The sequence below is a fragment of the Bradyrhizobium sp. CCGB20 genome (assembly GCF_024199855.1).
GTDB lineage: Bacteria > Pseudomonadota > Alphaproteobacteria > Rhizobiales > Xanthobacteraceae > Bradyrhizobium.
The window spans coordinates 8,568,994-8,585,000 of record NZ_JANADN010000001.1 but is presented as its reverse complement, the minus strand read 5'-3'; the positions used below and the strand labels follow the sequence as shown (position 1 = coordinate 8,585,000).

Here is a 16,007-nt window from a genome sequence, read left to right as displayed (position 1 = left end):
AACGAATGCCGGACGTGTCGCCCCAGGGTGAGCCGTTGTCGGTGTAGAAGGCCTCCGGCAGGCCATAGCAGCGGAACGTCGCCGTCAGGTGATCCTGCACGGTCAGACGCTGCTCGTCGGCACAGGCCTTCAGGCACAGAACATAGCGCGAGTGATCGTCGACGATTGTGAGCGGATGGCAGCGCGTTCCGTTGGCGAGCGGCAGGTGCCCCTTGAAGTCCATCTGCCACAGCAGGTTGGGAGCTTCCTTCTCGAAGCGGTGCCCCGGATTTGGCGGTGCATTCTCGCTGGGGCTGACCCGGCCGTTCCGGCACAGGATCTGGTGCACCGTTGACGGCACAGGCACCGTCTGCCCGCCCCGCTTCAGGCAATGGGCGATCTTCCGCGCTCCCCAGGCCGGATGCTTGTCGCGCACAGCCAGAACCTGCGTCTCGACCGCGGGCTCACTCCGCCTGGGCATCGCGTGCGGGCGCCGCGAGCGGTCGGCCAGCTCCCGATCACCGGCCTGCCAGCGCGCCAGCCACTTGTAGCCAACATCAGGACTGATGTTGAACCGGCGGCAGAGCTCGCGCCGATTGGCTCCCTCTTGCAAAGCAAGCCGCACAAACTCGTGGCGCTGATCCATTACTGACACCTCATTCCAAGGCATGGACGGCCTCCCGAATCGGACCAATCCAGCCAATGTTGATGTGTCAGCTATGTCTCCGAACACCCGTCAGTGATCTGTCCGGGCTAAACACTTGACCGGGGCATCCAGTACGCCGCAGCGGATGTGGTGAGAGCGAGATCTCCAACGCAGGCCTCTGGAATACTGGATCGCCCGGTCAAGCCGGGCGATGACACCTAAACTGATACAAAAAGCCCCGGCTCACGCCGGGGCTTTCGTCGTTTCCGCCCTTCTTGTCGCCTCTAGCGTCTCACGTCCGGGTCCGCATCCGCATCATGAAGCTGTCGTAGCTGAGCTCGGCGACCTGCATCCAGGCCAGCGACTCGTTCCTGAATGCCGACAGGCTCGCGTACATCTTGTTGAAGTGCGGATTGGTCTTGCTGAGATCGGCGTAGATCTCGTTGGCGGCGTTGTAGCAGGCCTCGAGCACCTCCTGCGGGAACGGCTTCAGGATCGCGCCGGCCACCAGCAGGCGCTTCAACGCCGGCGGATTGACGTAGTCGTATTTGCCGGTGACCCATGTGAAGGTGTCGCGCGAAGCCATCTCGACCACGGCTTGATAGTGCTTCGGCAGCGCGGCCCACTTGTCGCGATTGATGACGTTGTGGCCCTGGCCGGTGCCTTCCCACCAGCCCGGATAGTAATAGTATTTTGCGACCTTCACGAAGCCGAGCTTCTCGTCGTCATAGGGCCCGACCCATTCGGCGGCGTCGATCGTACCTTTTTCCAGCGCCGGATAAATGTCGCCGCCTGCGATCTGCTGCGGCACGCCGCCGACCTTGGCGATGATCGTGCCGGCAAAGCCGCCGACGCGGAATTTCAATCCCCGGAAATCCTCCATCGACTTGATCTCCTTCCGGAACCAGCCGCCCATCTGGGCGCCGGTCGAACCGGTTGGAATGCCGAGCGTGTTGTATTCCTTCAGAAGGTCGTTGAGCATCTCGGTGCCGCCGCCGAACAGCAGCCAGGAAATATGCGCGCGTGTGTTCAGGCCGAACGGCAGCGAGGTGCCGAAGGTAAAGGCGGGGTTCTTGCCCCAATAGTAATACAGTGCAGTGTTGCCCATCTCGACGGTACCGTTCGAGACGGCGTCGAGAACCTGCAGTCCCGGGACGATCTCGCCGGATGCGAACGGCTGGATCTGGAATTTGTTGTCCGTGGCTTCAGCGACGCGCTTGCAGAAATATTCGCAGCCGCCATAGAGCGTATCGAGCGCCTTGGGCCAGCTCGCGGCGAGCCGCCATCTCACTTCCGGCGAAGACTCTGCAATGGCCGGCGCGGCAACTGCGGTACTTGCCGCAAGGCCCGCGCCCGTCACTTTCAGGAAATCACGACGTTTCATGCGTATCCCTCCGATGTGCCGATTTCTCGACTAGGGGAACGATCTTCGTGTCGTCTTGGCTTTGCCGATAACCGGAATTGTTCGTGGTTGAGGTGTGAGCGTGTCCGACGGCCCTTGAGGGCTCTTGGGGGATCCCGAGCGTTGCGGTTCCGGCCATCAGGATGACGGGTCGTCATGGGATAATCAAGCGTCGTCGGGACGCTCGCAGTTGCGAAGGACGCACTTGGAAACGGGAGCCAAACCCACCGCCGTCAAGCCGGGCGACGACACCGTCTTTCGGATTACTCTCCACTCCCCACTCGGCGCCGCCATTGACGCAAAAACCCCGGAGATGTTGCCATCTCCGGGGCTTCTTCGTCTTTAGTCGTGTGAGTCTTTCAGAGCCTCACGTCTTGGTCCGCATCCGCGCCATGAAGCCGTCGTAGCTCAGCTCCGCCACCTGCGTCCAGGGCAGCGAGTCGTTCCTGAACGCCATCATGCTCGCATACATCTTGCCGAAATGCGGATTGGTCTTGGAGAGATCGGCATAGATCTCGTTGGCCGCGTTATAGCAGGCCTCGAGCACTTCCTGCGGGAAGCCCTTGAGGATCGCGCCGTTCACGATCAGCCGCTTCAGTGCCGGGGCGTTCACCGCATCGTACTTGCCGGTGATCCAGGTGAAGGTGTCGCGTGACGCCGCGTCGATCGCCGCCTGGTAGTGCTTGGGCAGCGCGTTCCACTTCTCAATGTTCATGATGTTGTGGCCCTGGCTCGTGCCTTCCCACCAGCCGGGATAGTAATAGTACTTCGCGACCTTGGCGAAGCCGAGCTTCTCGTCGTCATAGGGGCCGACCCACTCGGCCGCGTCGATGGTGCCCTTCTCCAGCGCAGGATAGATGTCGCCGCCGGCGAGCTGCTGCGGCACGCAGCCGAGCTTGGCGAGGATCGTGCCCGCAAAGCCACCTATGCGCATCTTCAGGCCCTTGAGATCGTCGACCGTCTTGATCTCCTTCCTGAACCAGCCGCCCATCTGCGCGCCGGTGGAGCCGGTCGGGATGCCGTAGACGTTGTGTTCCTTCAGGAGATCGTTGACGAGCTCCTGCCCGCCGCCCCACAGCAGCCAGGAAATCTGCTGGCGCGTGTTCAGTCCGAACGGCAGCGCCGTCGCGAAGGTGAAGGCGGGATTCTTGCCCCAATAATAGTAGAGCGCGGTGTTGCCGATCTCGACGGTGCCGTTCGACACGGCGTCGAGCACCTGCAATCCCGGAACGATCTCGCCCGCTGCAAATGGCTGAATCTGGAATTTGTTGTCGGTGATGTCGGCGACCTGCTTGCAGAAATATTCGCAGCCGCCATAGAGCGTATCGAGCGCCTTCGGCCAGCTGGTGGCGTACCGCCACCTGACCTCGGGCGACGACTGCGCGATCGCGGGCGCAGCGACGGCAGTGCTCGCCGCCAGGCTGGCGCCCGTCACCTTCAGGAAATCACGACGTTTCATGCGTATCCCTTCCATTGCGTCGATGCGTCGAGCAGGGAACGATCTTGCTGTCGTCTTGTCTTTGTCGAGGATCGACGTTCTCTTGTTGAGATTGTTTGAGCGTTTCCGAATGGCCCTGATGGGCTCTTTTTGCTGGAATTCCGATCATTGCGGTTCCGTCAGCAAGGATGACCGGTCGCCTTGCGATAATCAAGCCTCATGCCGCCCTCGCGGCTGCGAATACCGGCCTGACGCAAGTCGGGCCCATCGGCGACCTGCTAGTTTTCCAGGCAAAGAACAACAAACAACAACGGAGGCTCGCGCATGACGGGCAAGAAGGTCGTGGTCGCCGGCGCGACCGGTCTCGTCGGCAACGCCGCGTTGCGACACTTCGGCACATCGGACCCGTGCGAGGTCGTCGCACTGTCCCGCCGCAAGCCGCGCAACCTCTACGGCGCCCGCCACGTGCCGATCGACCTCACCAGCGAAGCCGATTGCCGCCGCGCCGCGGCCGAGCTCAAGGGCGCCACCCATCTGATCTACGCTGCGCTCTACGAGGCGCCGCAGCTCGTCGACGGCTGGCGCGACCCGCAGCAGATCAGGACCAACGACCTGATGCTGCGCAATCTGATGGGCGCGCTCGAGCCGGTCTCGCCGGATCTCGAGCATGTCGCTCTGTTGCAGGGCACCAAGGCCTATGGCGTGCACGTCCGCCCGCTGACCGTGCCGGCGCGCGAAGGCCGCTCGGAGATGTACGAGCAGCCCAATTTCTACTGGGCACAGGAAAACTTCCTGCGCGAGCTCCAGGCCGGCAAGGCCTGGCATTGGAGCATCTTGCGCCCGGTCCTGATCGTCGGCCTCGCCATGGGCGGCGCGATGGACCTGATCCCGCCGCTCGGCGTCTACGCCGCGATGCTGCGCGAGCAGGGCAGGTCGCTCGACTTTCCCGGCGGCGCCGCGCGGGTGGCGCAGGCCGTCGACGTCGATCTCCTTGCCCGCGCGATCGCCTGGTCGGGCCAGGCGAAGGCCGCGCAGAACGAAGCTTTCAACGTCACCAATGGCGACGTCTTCACCTGGGAAAACATCTGGCCGGCGGTAGCGGACGCGCTGGAGATGAAGCCCGGCAAACCGGCGCCGCTATCGCTGGCGAAGGAATCTTCGAACTGGGTCGGCCCGTGGGACGCACTCAGGCGCAAGCACAACCTCGTCTCGCCCGCTCTCGCCGACTTCGTCGGCCTGTCCTTCCAGTACGCCGATTACAGCATGCGCTACGGCCAGACTGAATCCGGTCCGCCCTCGATCGTCTCGACCGTCAAGATCAACCGCGCCGGCTTCACCGAGATGATGGACACCGAGGACATGTTCCGGAAATGGCTCCGGCAGGCGAAGGACGAGCGGCTGCTGCCTTAGACCGTTGCTGCGAAGGCCAGGCGCTTCCTCTCCGCTTGCAGGAGAGGTGCGCCGAGTTCTCAATAGAATCGATGTCTGCTTTCCGAGGCAAAACGGGACCGCGCCACAGGCAGCGGGACCTCGCCTTCTGACCCAAAGCAGACAATTGTGATCGGAAGGTCAACCCAGAAGCTGCTATAAATCGGACTTCTCGGGGCCAAACGTGAGCGGCCGCGAAATCTTGATATGAGAAGACACGGTGATCGAATGGGCCGCTTTGCAGCCACGGTGCCGGTCGTACTAATTGTGCAACTTGTTTTCGCGTCGGCGGCCGCAACGCAACCGTCGACAAAAGTGGCGCGGGTTGGAATGCTCTGCGCTCCCACATGCAACATCAGCCCCAACGACGCTTTTTTGGACGAGCTTCGTACGCTCGGCTGGGTCGAGGGCACGACCATCGCCATCGAGCGTAAGGATCCGGAGTATCGCCTCGACCGGCTTCCGGAGCTCGCTGCCGAGCTCGTACGGTCAAAACCCAATCTCATCGCGGCCTTCACCCCTCCAGCTGTGCGGGCTGCAAAGAACGCAACATCGGAGATACCAATTGTAATGCTCTTCGTCGCCGATCCGGTGGGTCTGGGACTTGCATCAAGCCTTGCCCATCCTGGCGGAAACTTGACTGGTGTTTCCACCTTGGTGCCGGGCGGTTTCAACGCGAAGGCGCTGGACCTTCTTCGGGAGCTTTTGCCACAGGCAAAGCGCGTCGCAGTTATCATCAATCCTGCAAACGAGATCCATCGGCTGACATTTCCGGAGATGCCACCTGCAGCCGCTAAGCTCGGCTTTCAACTCGACGTTATCGAGATGCGCGAAACGGAGGAAATGCCTGTCGCCTTTGCCGCGGCCAAAGCCCGAGGTGCTGAGGCTTTGAACATATTTGGTGACCCGATCTTTTCCTACCCGCCAAACCGCGCGCCTGATCTCGCGGCACAGGCAGGCTTACCGTCGCTCTCCTTGATGAGCAGCTTTGCGCAGGCGGGCGGATTGATGTCTTACGGGCCGGACTTTTCCGCCTTGGCTCGACTTGGGGCTCGCTATGTCGATCGGATTCTGAAAGGGGCGAAGCCCGCCGAGCTTCCTATTCAACAACCTACCAAATTCCTGCTCGTCATTAATCTCAAAACGGCGAAATCGCTGGGTCTGGAAATCCCGTCGTCCCTTCTCGCCCGCGCGGACGAGTTTATCGAATAAGGCTTGATACTTCCGCTTCCGGCTCGGAGCTAGCGCCGCGCGTAAGTTGCCCGTGCGCCGATAGATGAGCGTCGCCATTGTTCGACGGAGCGATCTCCTTATCACTCCTGCAGCCCTGAGACAGCGAAAGCACTCCCCCTCGAAACCCCGCCTCGGCTGTTGGCGCTCGTTGACGAGGTGATTGATTAGCTCGCGGTAAAGGTTTGAGAGCCCGGATGTGGTCCTCGGCTGAACAACGAAAGGGCCGCCGCCATGTCGGCTGTCTGCGGGAAACCGGACGTTGTACGATGATTGCGTTGACGGGTGCTCCTGACCCGTAGCAGACATCGACCGATGATTCAGTCGTCCAGGAATTTAGTTTGTTTGTGACGCGATAGAGTGGCACATTGGCTCATTGCGCGATGACCTCCACCGGGATGTGATGACTGAGGGAGATACCGCATGGCCAATGTGGACGAGACGGTTCGCGCTTACGGAGCTGCTTGGCTGGAAGTCGACGAAGCGGAGCGCCGTCGCCTCTTGCAATCTGCTTGGAGCGAGACTGGGATTTATCAGGACCCAACTGCGAACGTAGTGGGTCGAGAAGCGCTGATCCGGCATATCGCGGACTTCCATAAACGTTTGCCGGGCACGACGATCGCCTTCGCCAGTGGCGTCGATCATCACCACGGCAAATTTCACTTCTTGTGGAAGATGATCGGGGCCGATGGGCAAGTTACCGTCGAAGGTCGTGATTTCGGTGAGTTCGATGTCGATGGTCGCATATGCCGCATTGTGGGCTTCTTTGGTCAACCCCCACCACTTCGGAGCACCGAGTAGTTAGTGAGGCTCACGGTCGTCCGATTGGGACTTCGGCCAATGGCCCTGAGCGGACGTGGCGGAGCACGCTCTCGCCGACTTCGTCGGCCTGTCCTTCCAGTATGCCGATTACAGCATGCGCCCCGGCCAGACCGAATCCGGCGGGGCTTTGTGAAGAAATCGCCTGCCGCTTGCCGCACAACTTCATGGGACTGTTGTCGTTCCTGTTCGAGGCCTCTTCGCGCTCTGGCTTTTCCTCAGATCAGCGAACTCTTGCCTGAGCACGTCCAGGACGGTTCTGACCTTGGGCAGATCCGCCATGCGCTTGTGGCAGACGATCGCGAGTTCTGCACGGAGCGAAGCCGGGAGCTCAAGCTTGAGCTCCACGAGTTCACCCGGCCGCTTGAGCCGATGGGACGTTTTCAGAAGGATCATCGCGCCGACACCCGCCTGGCAGGCCGCGACCTGCACGCTGTAATCGTCGGACGTGAAAGCAGGTCGAAAGTCCGGGATTCTGGCCGCGAGCTCCGGATTTGGGCTCAACATTTCGCGCTCTCCTGCCCATACGATCCAGTCGAGGTCGCGGAAATCGTATTTCGCGGGTAGCCGCCGCGCGTAGTCCCTGCTCGCGTACAGGCCGATCGGCACGACAACTTCATCGACTGTGATCAGATCAGGATCATCGGACGGATATCTCCTTAGTGCGATGTCCGCCTCGCCGCGCGAGAGATTCAAGCGCTCCGTGCTGGCCAGAACCTCGAGAGTGATCTGTGGATGCTTTCTCTTGAGCTTTTCCGCGATCGGCGCCAGGAAATCAAATGCGAACGATGGTGCCGCCGTGATGCGCACGCGGCCGCTCACCGGCGAATTCTTTGCATCGAGTGAGCGAGTAGCTTCCGTCGCCCACTGTGCCATACCTTGGGCTGCGGGAAGCAGTCTTGTTCCGGCCTTTGTCAAGTTGATGCCCTGATTCTTGCGGACGAGAAGCGGCTCGCCGAGCTCATACTCCATCTCTGCAATCCGCCGGCTCAAAGTGGGTTGGCTCACCTTGAGGCGTCGTGCCGCGCCGCTCAGGCTTCCGGCCTCGCAAACGGCGAGAAAAATCCGGAGGTCGTCCCATAGTAATCCCACTTGTCAGCCCTCAGCTCATCTGCCGCGCTATCCATTAATGGATGGCGACATAGGAATTTAGGCGATTGCTATTCTGCCTGTACAGGGCAAAAGCGGCCGCAGAAACGAGGAAAACAATCATGCTCCGTAATTCAGGTCGCGTTTTCGCGGGTGCTCTGACCATCGCCGCGCTTTCCGCGTGCACACAGACCTCGCATCCTGCGGCGCCTGCTAATCTCGGCAAGCCGATCAGCTCGGTGGCCATGGAAGCCTTGATCGATCAGCCGGGACCGATTGAGCTCAAGACGGTCGTCGGCGCGGATTGGATCGCCGATCTTTCGGGGCTACTCAATTTGAACGATCCGAAGGCCGTCCAGGCCGGCCTTAGGGATCACGAGGAGCCGATCAAGGTCTATGCGCATGTCGTGCGGCATCCGACACAGGGATTTTTCCTGGTCGACACTGGGGTTTCAAAGCGGCTGGTGGAGGATCCCGCGAGCTCAGGGGTCGGATGGGTGCTGAGAAAATTTGCAAAGATCCAAAGGATGCAGGTCCGGCAGGACACGTCGTCCGTCATCAAATCGGAAGGCGTTCCTCTGAAGGGGGTGTTCATGACCCATCTCCATCTCGACCATATCTCCGGGATGCCGGACGTTCCAAAGGACGTGCCGATTTACACGGGCCCTGGTGAGCCTGAGTATTCGAGCTTCGTGCATATGGTCGTTCAGGGGACGGAAGACAGCCTCCTTGAAGGAAGGCCCCCACTTAGGGAGTTCCAGTTCTCGAAAGATCCAGATGGGAAATTCGAAGGGGTTATCGACGTCTTCGGTGATGGTTTATTGTTTGCGATCCAGACCCCGGGACATACTCCGGGCCATGTCTCCTATCTCGCCCGCACGCCAACAGGTCCTGTGCTTCTGACGGGCGACACTGCCCACACGCGTTGGGGTTGGGAGAATGACGTCGAGCCTGGGACTTACACGGACAACCGGGAAAGCGAACGGAAGAGCTTGCTTGCGTTGAAGGCCTTGAGTGAACGTCACCCGAAGATGATTGTGAAGTTAGGTCATCAACCCTGAGTCCGGGTACACCTACCCCTCCCTCGCGAACGCCGCCTCCATCGCCTTCCTTGTCTTGATCGTCTCGTTGCTCGCGTCGAACTCGACGTCGCTCCAGCGCACGATCTCGCCATGGGCGACGTCGTGCTTCAGCTTGAGGCGATGCGCGAGGCCGATCGGCAGGGCGCCCGCCTTCAGGCTCGCGGCTGCCGGCACCAGCTTGCCCCACACGGTGTAACCGCCTTCGCCGTCCAGCATTTCGCCGGCCCGCAAATCGCGCTTGGCCACGGCGGCCACATCACCGCGGAAGCCGTAGGGCTGGCCGGTCGGCTCATTGCGCAGCGCGGCCGAGAGCACGGAGATGTTCAGCTCGAGCCCGATCAGATGATAGGGCTTGTACATCGCTGCAAAGCGTCCGCTCGCGTCGGTCTTGAGGCCGTACTGCTTGAAGCAGTCCGCGGCATAGTCGTTCGGCGCCTCCAGCACGACATAGACGCCCCAGCGCAGGTCGCGAAACACCGGGCGGCCATCGCGTTCGAGCGAGGAGACGACTTCGACGACGCCTGATCGTTCCAGCACGCCGCCCTTGTCGCGGGGACGCATGATGTGCGGCAGGTCGTCGACGCCGCAGGGCGGAAACAGCAAGCCGCCCGCGGGCACGTCGAGCCCGCAGGCGTTGGCGATCGCGGCCATCTCGATGGCCGATTTGGTGCCGTCGAGGAAGGAGTTGAACATCTGCGGGTTCATGCCGGCCGATTGCGCTTCGCCCGCGGTCAGGCCGTAATGCTGCCAGACGCCATCGGGCGTCACGTCGTGATAGGCCGGCAGATATTTCGTGCCCTTGCCGGCGGCGACGACGCGAAAGCCGGTCGCGCGGGCCCAGTCGACCATCTCCGCCGTCAGTGCCGGCTGGTCGCCATAGGCGAGCGAATAGACCACGCCGGCTTTGCGCGCTTCCTCGGCAAGCAGGGGGCCTGCCAGCACATCCGCTTCGACATTCACCATCACGATGTGCTTGCCCGCCGCGATCGCCGCGCGGGCGTGGCGGATGCCGACGGCGGGATTGCCGGTCGCTTCCACCACCACATCCATCGCGCCGCCGGCGATGGCGCGCGCGCCGTCATCGGTGAACACGGTCGCGGCGATCCGCTCTGCGTCCCAGCCGACGGTGCGGCAGGCCTCGCGCGCGCGGTCGCGATCGATGTCGACGATGATGGGCACCTCCAGCCCCGGCGTGTGCGGCACCTGCGCCAGAAACATCGAGCCGAATTTGCCGGCGCCGATCAGCGCGACGCGGACAGGCTTGCCGGCGGACGCGCGGGCCTGGAGGAGGCGGAGGAGGTTCATGGGAATGTATCCTGAGCAATGATCGTGTCCCGGACGCGGAGCAGCGTGAAACGCTGCTCCGCAGAGCCGGGACCCAGAGAGAAACTATCCGCGTGGCTTGGGCCCCGGCTCTGCAGCGCACCGTCGAAGAGACGCTGCGCTGCGTCCGGGGCACGAGACCTGTTACTCCGCCGCCTGTCGCGGTGCTCGTGCAAGCCGCACCAAAGCGTCGTCGTCCACCGTCTTGATCGGCGCGAAATCGCGATGCGCGATGTATTCCGGCCGCGTCGGCTTTCGGATGTAGTTCGAGACCGCATTCAGCGTCAGGTACACGATCTTGCGCGGATAGGGCGTGATGTTGCCGCTGGAGCCGTGCACGAGATTGCCGTGGAACATCAGCATGCCGCCCGGTTGGCCGGTCGGCGCCACGATGCCGCCCTGCTTGACCAGCCGCGTCACGGTCTCCTCGTCCAGCGTCCACAGCGGGTAGGATGTCGTCGAGAGGTCATGCGAGGCCTGGAGATCGCCGGCGTTCTGGCTGCGCGGCACCAGCATCAGGGGGCCGTTGATCGGCATCACCTCGTCGAGGAAGATCGCGATGTTCATCGCGCGCGGCTCCGGCATGCCGTCGTCGCGCTTCCACGTGCCGTAATCCTGGTGCCATTGCCAGACGTCGCCGGTGAAGGCCGATTTCGCGTTGATCTTGAACTGGTGCATGTAAACAGGCTCGCCGAACAATTGCTCGACCGGCTCGATCATGCGCGGATGCGCGCCGAGCACGCGGAAGGCGTCGTTGTAAAGATGCGCTGCAAACGCCGTGCGCGGCGCGCCGCTCTTCTCGCGCCAGACCTCGGGCCGATCAGCGTCATAGATGCCGACCGCCTCGCGCGCGAGAAAGTCGACCTCTTCCTGGCTGAACAGCTCGGGCAGGAACAGCCAGCCCTCGCGGTGGAAGAACTCCAATTGCTCCTGCGACAGTTTCATGGGTCGTCCTCCTGTTTTACCTTTTGTTGTTCGTTTTTCCGGGGCGATGCGAAGCATCGAACCCGGAACCTCGAGATTTGCGCACCCGAGGTCTGGTCCTTCGGACCATCCCGGAATGACAGCGCAAGTAATTACGCCGCCGCCTCGTCCGTCGCCCTCAATCTCTCCTCGGTCATCCGTCCGGCCGTCTGCGCATGCGCCAGCGCCGCGCGCTCGGCGGCATTGGCGTCGCCTGCGAGAATGTGCTTCGCAATATCCGCGTGCTCCGCCCATGCGCTGCCGCGATAATCGAGTTCGGACAGCACCGTCGCCATCGAGCGACGCATATGCGGCCATTGCGGCGCGATCGTCTCCTCGATCACGGGATTGCCCGCGAGCTGATAGATCGCGCGGTGAAAATCGACGTCGAGCACGATCAGCTCGGCGAGCGACGTCTTGCGGTCGATGCGGCGTCCGGCGGCGAGGGCTGCATCGAGCCGCGCGCGTCCCGCGGCATCGCTGGCGGCGCGCTGAGCTGCGAGCCGGGCGGCCAGCGCGTCGATGGCGCCGCGCACCTCGTAGAGCTGGCGGATGCGCGAGGGGTCGAGCTGGGTGACTTCAAAGCCGCGCCGGCCGCTCTCGGCGACGAGGCCCTGCCGGTGCAACAGATGCAGCGCATGCGACACCGGCTGGCGCGAGACGCCGAGCTTGTCGGCGAGCTCGTTTTGGCGGATGCGCTGGCCGGGCCGAAGCGTGCGGTCGGAGATCGCCTCCAGGATCCGTGCATAGACCTGGTCGATCAGGTTCGGGAGCGGGTCGAGAGGGATCACGCCGGCAGCTCCGAGACTATTGGGAATACGGAATTCCGTATTCGAAGCTACAGCGGTCCGCGGAGGGCGTCAAGCGGTACCCGAGGATGGGTCCGCTTGCCATTGTCGATGCATCTAAGTCATTGATATTGCTGACGTCATATACTGTGCATGGGGTTGTTTTTCGAGAAAAACGATGCCGCCTATTTCTTCTTGCCCTGCTCGATCAGCATCCGGCTCATCAGATAGAGCCGCGGCACGATCGAGTTGATGTCGATGAACTCGTCCCGGGCGTGATAGCCGAAGCCCGCGAGGCCAAAGCTCTCGACCACGACCGCCTTGCCGCTGCGGTTGGCGTAGCCTGCATCGGTCGCGCCGCCGGTCATCTCGACGATGTCGAGCTTGCGGTCGATCTCGGCATAGATCGCCTGTCCCACCTCGGCCAACGCGCGGCCGCGATCGCTGGCGACGAAGGGTGGGCGTCCCTCAATGATCGTCACCTTGGTTTCGGTGTCGGCAACCAGCTTCTCCTTCACCTTCGCGTCCAGCGCCGCCTGCAATTTGGCGATGCCGTCGGGAATGGTGAGGCGGATGTCGGCGCCGGCCTCGGCCTTCTCCGGGATCTGGTTGCGCACGGTGCCCGCCTGCGCCGTGGTCCAGTTGAGCTGCGTGCCCGGGATCGACTTCGCCACGTCCCTGGTCTGCTGCAATTGATGCGCGAGCTCGATCAGCGCATTGCGGCCGAGGTCGGGCGCGGCGCCGGCATGCGAGGCGCGGCCCTTCACTTCCATCTTTCCGGTCGCGGTGCCGCTCGCGCCCAGCAGCAGCGAGTCATTCTTTGCCGGAGGCGAGGCCGCCGTCGGCTCGCAGGAGAGCACGACGTCATGCTGGTCGGCGAGCTCGGCGATGATCTCGCCCGACCCGATCGAGCCGACTTCCTCGTCCGGATTGAACGAGACGGTGAGCCTGGCATAGTCCTGCCAGCCCGCGTCCTTCAGGATCTTGAGCGCATGCAGGACGACGGCGATACCGCCCTTGTCGTCGGCGATGCCGGGGCCAAAGATCTTCGTGCCATCGACCCGGTACGGCTCGGTTGCGAGGATGCCGCGCTGATAGACCGTGTCCAAATGCGCGATCAGCATCAGCTTGCGCGTGCCCGAGCCCTGGAACGTCGCGATCACCATGTCGGCGCCCGTGCCCGCGGTGGTCTTGCGCCGCTCGGTGGTGGCGCCGAGCGCCTTCAGGCGCGCTTCGGTGAAGTCGGCCATCTTCTTCAGGCCTTCGGCATCGCCGCTGCCGCTCTCGATCATCACCATGTCGCGCAGCGTCTCGATCAGCGGCGCCTTTTCCTGCTCGGCCGCGGCCTTCAGCTTCTCGTCGGGGGCCGCGAACGCCGTGGCGCTGCCGGTAGCGAGGCCGAGCACAGCGAGCAGGGGAATGAGGTGGATCTTCATCGGAATGTCCTTTCGCGTCTTGAGCGGCGTCACCGCGCGATTGGACATAAGCGTAGCATCCGGGCCGTCCGGATGCCATGTTTCGCTAGCGCTCCAGCACCTCAACCTCGAGCGCGGCAATCCGCCCCGCATCGGCCATGGCTTCGATCCCGGCGATCCGCTCGCCGTTGAACGTCACGCGCAGCGCGATGCGCAGCTGGCCGTCGAGGATGACGGCGACGCCGATCTCGCCGTCGACCAGCGCAGTCCGCGCCGCCTGCGCGCGGCCCTTGTAGAGCTGCGCGACCGCATCCGCACCGCGGATCTCCGGCAGCGTGCCGAGCCGCACTGCGGCGTCGTCGGCACGGAACACGACGTCGGGATCGAGCATAGCCAGCAGCCCTTCGAAATTGCCTTCGCGCGAAGCCCTGAGGAAGGCATCGACGATCTTGCGCTGGTGCGACAGGTCCGCTTCCGGTACCGGCGCGCCCTGCACCCGCCGCCGCGCTCGGCTCGCGAGCTGACGTGAGGCATCGACCGAACGGCCGACGATCGGCGCGATCTCCTCGAACGGCACCGCGAACATGTCGTGCAGCACGAAGGCAAGCCGCTCCGCCGGCTGCAAGGTCTCCAGCACGACCAGCAGCGCCGCGCCGACGGAATCGGCCATCTCCGCCTCGCGCTCCCGCGTCTCGTCGACCGGCTCCGGCACGTGCGGGCCCATCGGATCTTCCTTGCGCGACTTCCGTGCGCGCAGCATGTCGAGGCAAATGCGCGCGACCACAGTCGTCAGCCAGCCCCGCAAATTCGCGATATCGGACATGTCGTAGCGGCTGACCCGCAGCCAGGCCTCCTGCACGGCATCGTCGACCTCAGCGCCGGAACCCAGCATCCGGTAGGCGACGGCGCGCAAATGGTCGCGGCTGGCCTCGAACTGTTGGCTGAGAAAATTTTCTTCGAAGCTTTTTTGGCTCATCGGTCACATTCCCTCGTCGCGATCCGTCATGCCCTTGACGAAGCCAATCCGGCCGATGTGACCGGAACCGTCGAAATTTTCAAACGGAGACGCAAGATGATGCACGCCCGCATGAATCACCCGGTCATGGTCCTGCCCGAGGCCATGAATGTCCTTCAGTCCCTTGGCAATCTGACCAAGCAGGGCCTGCCGGAGAAGCTCCTGGAACTGGTGCACCTGCGCGCCAGCCAGATCAATGGTTGCAGCGTCTGCGTCGACATGCATCCGAAGATCGCCCGCAAGGCTGGTGAGACCGACGAGCGGCTGTTCGCCGTGTCCGCCTGGCGCGAGGCGCCCTATTTCACCGACGCCGAACGCGCCGCGCTGGCGCTCACCGAAGCCGCCACGCGCCTTGCCGATCGCGAGGACCCCGTGCCGGATTCGATTTGGAACGAGGCCGCCAAGCATTTCGACGAGCGCGAGCTCGCAACCCTGATCCTTTCGATCGCGACGATCAACGTCTGGAACCGGCTCAACGCCACGATCAAGATGCCGGTCGGCGTGTGGAAGGTGTGAGGCGGGCAGCGGCCGTGCGCTCCCTCTCCCCGCACGCGGGGAGAGGCGAAGGAAGCGCATCTACTCCGCCAGAAACCTGTTCACCACCTCGCCGAACTCCAGCGGCGCCTGCTCGAACATCCAGTGGCCGGCGTTCGGGATCACCGCCGTCTTGGCCCCTGCGATATGCTCGGCGAGCACGCGCCACATCACCGACAGGCTGCCGGTAGTCGCGCCACCGCCGATCAGCAGCGTCGGCGTCCTGATCGCCCGCGCATCCGCGAGCGTGTAGGGCCTGCGCTGCTCGTTGATCTGGCCGAGGAAGGTGAGCGTGTTGTCGCGCAGCTGTTGCTTCGCCGCCGCCGGCACGCGCCGCCAGGAGCCGTCGCCTTCGATGCCCTCGTAGAAATTCTGCAACGCGCCATCGAGATCGCCGGCGCGGATCATCTCGACCGAGCGGATCGTCTTCGCGGCGAGCGGCGGATGCGCGGGCGTTCCTTCGGGCACCGGCAGGCTGGCGTCGAGATCGCCGCCGGGCTCGGCCAGCACCAGTTTGCGCAAGAGATCAGGCCGCGCCTGCGCGACGCGAAAGGCGATGTGACCGCCGCGCGAATGGCCCATCAGGTCGACCGGCCCAGGCTTCACCTGCTCGATGAAGGCGATCGTGTCCGCGACATGCTGGGCCATCTTGTAATCGTCGCCGACGGCGTCCCAATGCTCCGGAAAGAAGTGCCGCAGGCTCACCGAGATCACGCGATGGTTCTTCGAGAGCGGGCCGAGCACCGAATACCAGGTGCGGAAGTCGCCCAGCGTTCCGTGCACGCAGACCAGCGGATGGCCCTCGCCGACTTCGAGATAGGCCATGTCGTAACCATTGACTTGAAAGCTTTGCATG

Annotated in this window: 15 protein-coding genes (1 of these 15 running past the window's edge); 5 read left to right on the top strand and 10 right to left on the bottom strand. The window is 63.2% G+C overall.

The window, feature by feature from the left end:
• The 3 genes from NLM15_RS40430 to NLM15_RS40420 form a co-directional block, all read right to left on the bottom strand.
• On the bottom strand, nucleotides 1-649 hold the 5' portion of the coding sequence (locus NLM15_RS40430; RefSeq protein WP_254115031.1) for an IS481 family transposase. Its footprint begins 527 nt before the window's first position; 649 of the gene's 1,176 nt are visible here — the first part of the coding sequence; its start codon is at nucleotides 647-649; its stop codon lies off the left edge, out of view.
• A 268-nt stretch (nucleotides 650-917) separates the two neighbouring features.
• The gene (locus NLM15_RS40425; protein WP_254123521.1) at nucleotides 918-2,009 is read right to left on the bottom strand and encodes a TRAP transporter substrate-binding protein; all 1,092 of its coding nucleotides are present in this window, start codon (nucleotides 2,007-2,009) and stop codon (nucleotides 918-920) included.
• Between the two features lie 385 nt (nucleotides 2,010-2,394).
• Nucleotides 2,395-3,486 (bottom strand): TRAP transporter substrate-binding protein, encoded by a 1,092-nt coding sequence (locus tag NLM15_RS40420; protein WP_254123520.1) that lies wholly within the window; start codon nucleotides 3,484-3,486, stop codon nucleotides 2,395-2,397.
• Nucleotides 3,487-3,789: 303 nt separating this feature from the next.
• Between NLM15_RS40420 and NLM15_RS40415 the strand changes: the two genes are divergently transcribed.
• The 3 genes from NLM15_RS40415 to NLM15_RS40405 all read left to right on the top strand — a co-directional run bounded on the left by NLM15_RS40415 (nucleotide 3,790) and on the right by NLM15_RS40405 (nucleotide 6,924).
• On the top strand, nucleotides 3,790-4,875 hold the full coding sequence (locus NLM15_RS40415) for an NAD-dependent epimerase/dehydratase family protein (protein ID WP_254123519.1): 1,086 nt from the start codon (nucleotides 3,790-3,792) through the stop codon (nucleotides 4,873-4,875).
• A gap of 246 nt (nucleotides 4,876-5,121) precedes the next feature.
• Nucleotides 5,122-6,105: an ABC transporter substrate-binding protein gene (locus tag NLM15_RS40410; protein ID WP_254123518.1), complete on the top strand. Its 984-nt coding sequence runs from the start codon at nucleotides 5,122-5,124 to the stop codon at nucleotides 6,103-6,105.
• Nucleotides 6,106-6,546: 441 nt separating this feature from the next.
• Complete coding sequence (locus NLM15_RS40405) at nucleotides 6,547-6,924, top strand: nuclear transport factor 2 family protein (protein ID WP_254123517.1); 378 nt, start codon at nucleotides 6,547-6,549, stop codon at nucleotides 6,922-6,924.
• Nucleotides 6,925-7,107: 183 nt separating this feature from the next.
• Here the strand turns inward: NLM15_RS40405 and NLM15_RS40400 are convergent, their stop codons facing one another.
• Nucleotides 7,108-8,034 (bottom strand): LysR family transcriptional regulator, encoded by a 927-nt coding sequence (locus NLM15_RS40400; RefSeq protein ID WP_254123516.1) that lies wholly within the window; start codon nucleotides 8,032-8,034, stop codon nucleotides 7,108-7,110.
• Between the two features lie 119 nt (nucleotides 8,035-8,153).
• Between NLM15_RS40400 and NLM15_RS40395 the strand changes: the two genes are divergently transcribed.
• On the top strand, nucleotides 8,154-9,092 hold the full coding sequence (locus NLM15_RS40395; protein WP_254123515.1) for an MBL fold metallo-hydrolase: 939 nt from the start codon (nucleotides 8,154-8,156) through the stop codon (nucleotides 9,090-9,092).
• Nucleotides 9,093-9,104: 12 nt separating this feature from the next.
• Here NLM15_RS40395 and NLM15_RS40390 read toward each other — a convergent pair whose 3' ends face one another.
• From NLM15_RS40390 to NLM15_RS40370, 5 genes are all read right to left on the bottom strand, one after another.
• Nucleotides 9,105-10,418 (bottom strand): NAD(P)H-dependent oxidoreductase, encoded by a 1,314-nt coding sequence (locus NLM15_RS40390; protein WP_254123514.1) that lies wholly within the window; start codon nucleotides 10,416-10,418, stop codon nucleotides 9,105-9,107.
• Between the two features lie 162 nt (nucleotides 10,419-10,580).
• On the bottom strand, nucleotides 10,581-11,381 hold the full coding sequence (locus NLM15_RS40385; protein WP_254123513.1) for a phytanoyl-CoA dioxygenase family protein: 801 nt from the start codon (nucleotides 11,379-11,381) through the stop codon (nucleotides 10,581-10,583).
• Between the two features lie 131 nt (nucleotides 11,382-11,512).
• Nucleotides 11,513-12,190: a GntR family transcriptional regulator gene (locus NLM15_RS40380; protein ID WP_254123512.1), complete on the bottom strand. Its 678-nt coding sequence runs from the start codon at nucleotides 12,188-12,190 to the stop codon at nucleotides 11,513-11,515.
• 182 nt (nucleotides 12,191-12,372) lie between these two features.
• Nucleotides 12,373-13,623 (bottom strand): M20/M25/M40 family metallo-hydrolase, encoded by a 1,251-nt coding sequence (locus NLM15_RS40375; protein ID WP_254124671.1) that lies wholly within the window; start codon nucleotides 13,621-13,623, stop codon nucleotides 12,373-12,375.
• Nucleotides 13,624-13,708: 85 nt separating this feature from the next.
• Nucleotides 13,709-14,578 (bottom strand): sigma-70 family RNA polymerase sigma factor, encoded by an 870-nt coding sequence (locus NLM15_RS40370; RefSeq protein WP_254123511.1) that lies wholly within the window; start codon nucleotides 14,576-14,578, stop codon nucleotides 13,709-13,711.
• A 99-nt stretch (nucleotides 14,579-14,677) separates the two neighbouring features.
• Here NLM15_RS40370 and NLM15_RS40365 point away from each other — a divergent pair, with 99 nt between their 5' ends.
• On the top strand, nucleotides 14,678-15,133 hold the full coding sequence (locus NLM15_RS40365) for a carboxymuconolactone decarboxylase family protein (protein WP_254124669.1): 456 nt from the start codon (nucleotides 14,678-14,680) through the stop codon (nucleotides 15,131-15,133).
• Nucleotides 15,134-15,193: 60 nt separating this feature from the next.
• Here NLM15_RS40365 and NLM15_RS40360 read toward each other — a convergent pair whose 3' ends face one another.
• Nucleotides 15,194-16,006 carry an alpha/beta fold hydrolase gene (locus tag NLM15_RS40360; protein ID WP_254123510.1) on the bottom strand — a complete coding sequence of 271 codons (813 nt, stop codon included), beginning with the start codon at nucleotides 16,004-16,006 and terminating at the stop codon, nucleotides 15,194-15,196.
• Between the last annotated feature and the right edge of the window lies 1 nt (nucleotide 16,007).

Excerpts from the sequence above, each read along its gene's own strand:
- NLM15_RS40425 (WP_254123521.1), bottom strand. The coding sequence starts at position 2,009 with ATGAAACGTCGTGATTTCCTGAAAGTGACGGGCGCGGGCCTTGCGGCA.
- NLM15_RS40420 (WP_254123520.1), bottom strand. The coding sequence starts at position 3,486 with ATGAAACGTCGTGATTTCCTGAAGGTGACGGGCGCCAGCCTGGCGGCG.
- NLM15_RS40415 (WP_254123519.1), top strand. The coding sequence starts at position 3,790 with ATGACGGGCAAGAAGGTCGTGGTCGCCGGCGCGACCGGTCTCGTCGGC.
- NLM15_RS40410 (WP_254123518.1), top strand. The coding sequence starts at position 5,122 with ATGGGCCGCTTTGCAGCCACGGTGCCGGTCGTACTAATTGTGCAACTT.
- NLM15_RS40405 (WP_254123517.1), top strand. The coding sequence starts at position 6,547 with ATGGCCAATGTGGACGAGACGGTTCGCGCTTACGGAGCTGCTTGGCTG.
- NLM15_RS40395 (WP_254123515.1), top strand. The coding sequence starts at position 8,154 with ATGCTCCGTAATTCAGGTCGCGTTTTCGCGGGTGCTCTGACCATCGCC.
- NLM15_RS40390 (WP_254123514.1), bottom strand. The coding sequence starts at position 10,418 with ATGAACCTCCTCCGCCTCCTCCAGGCCCGCGCGTCCGCCGGCAAGCCT.
- NLM15_RS40385 (WP_254123513.1), bottom strand. The coding sequence starts at position 11,381 with ATGAAACTGTCGCAGGAGCAATTGGAGTTCTTCCACCGCGAGGGCTGG.
- NLM15_RS40375 (WP_254124671.1), bottom strand. The coding sequence starts at position 13,623 with ATGAAGATCCACCTCATTCCCCTGCTCGCTGTGCTCGGCCTCGCTACC.
- NLM15_RS40370 (WP_254123511.1), bottom strand. The coding sequence starts at position 14,578 with ATGAGCCAAAAAAGCTTCGAAGAAAATTTTCTCAGCCAACAGTTCGAG.
- NLM15_RS40365 (WP_254124669.1), top strand. The coding sequence starts at position 14,678 with ATGCACGCCCGCATGAATCACCCGGTCATGGTCCTGCCCGAGGCCATG.
- NLM15_RS40360 (WP_254123510.1), bottom strand. The coding sequence starts at position 16,006 with ATGCAAAGCTTTCAAGTCAATGGTTACGACATGGCCTATCTCGAAGTC.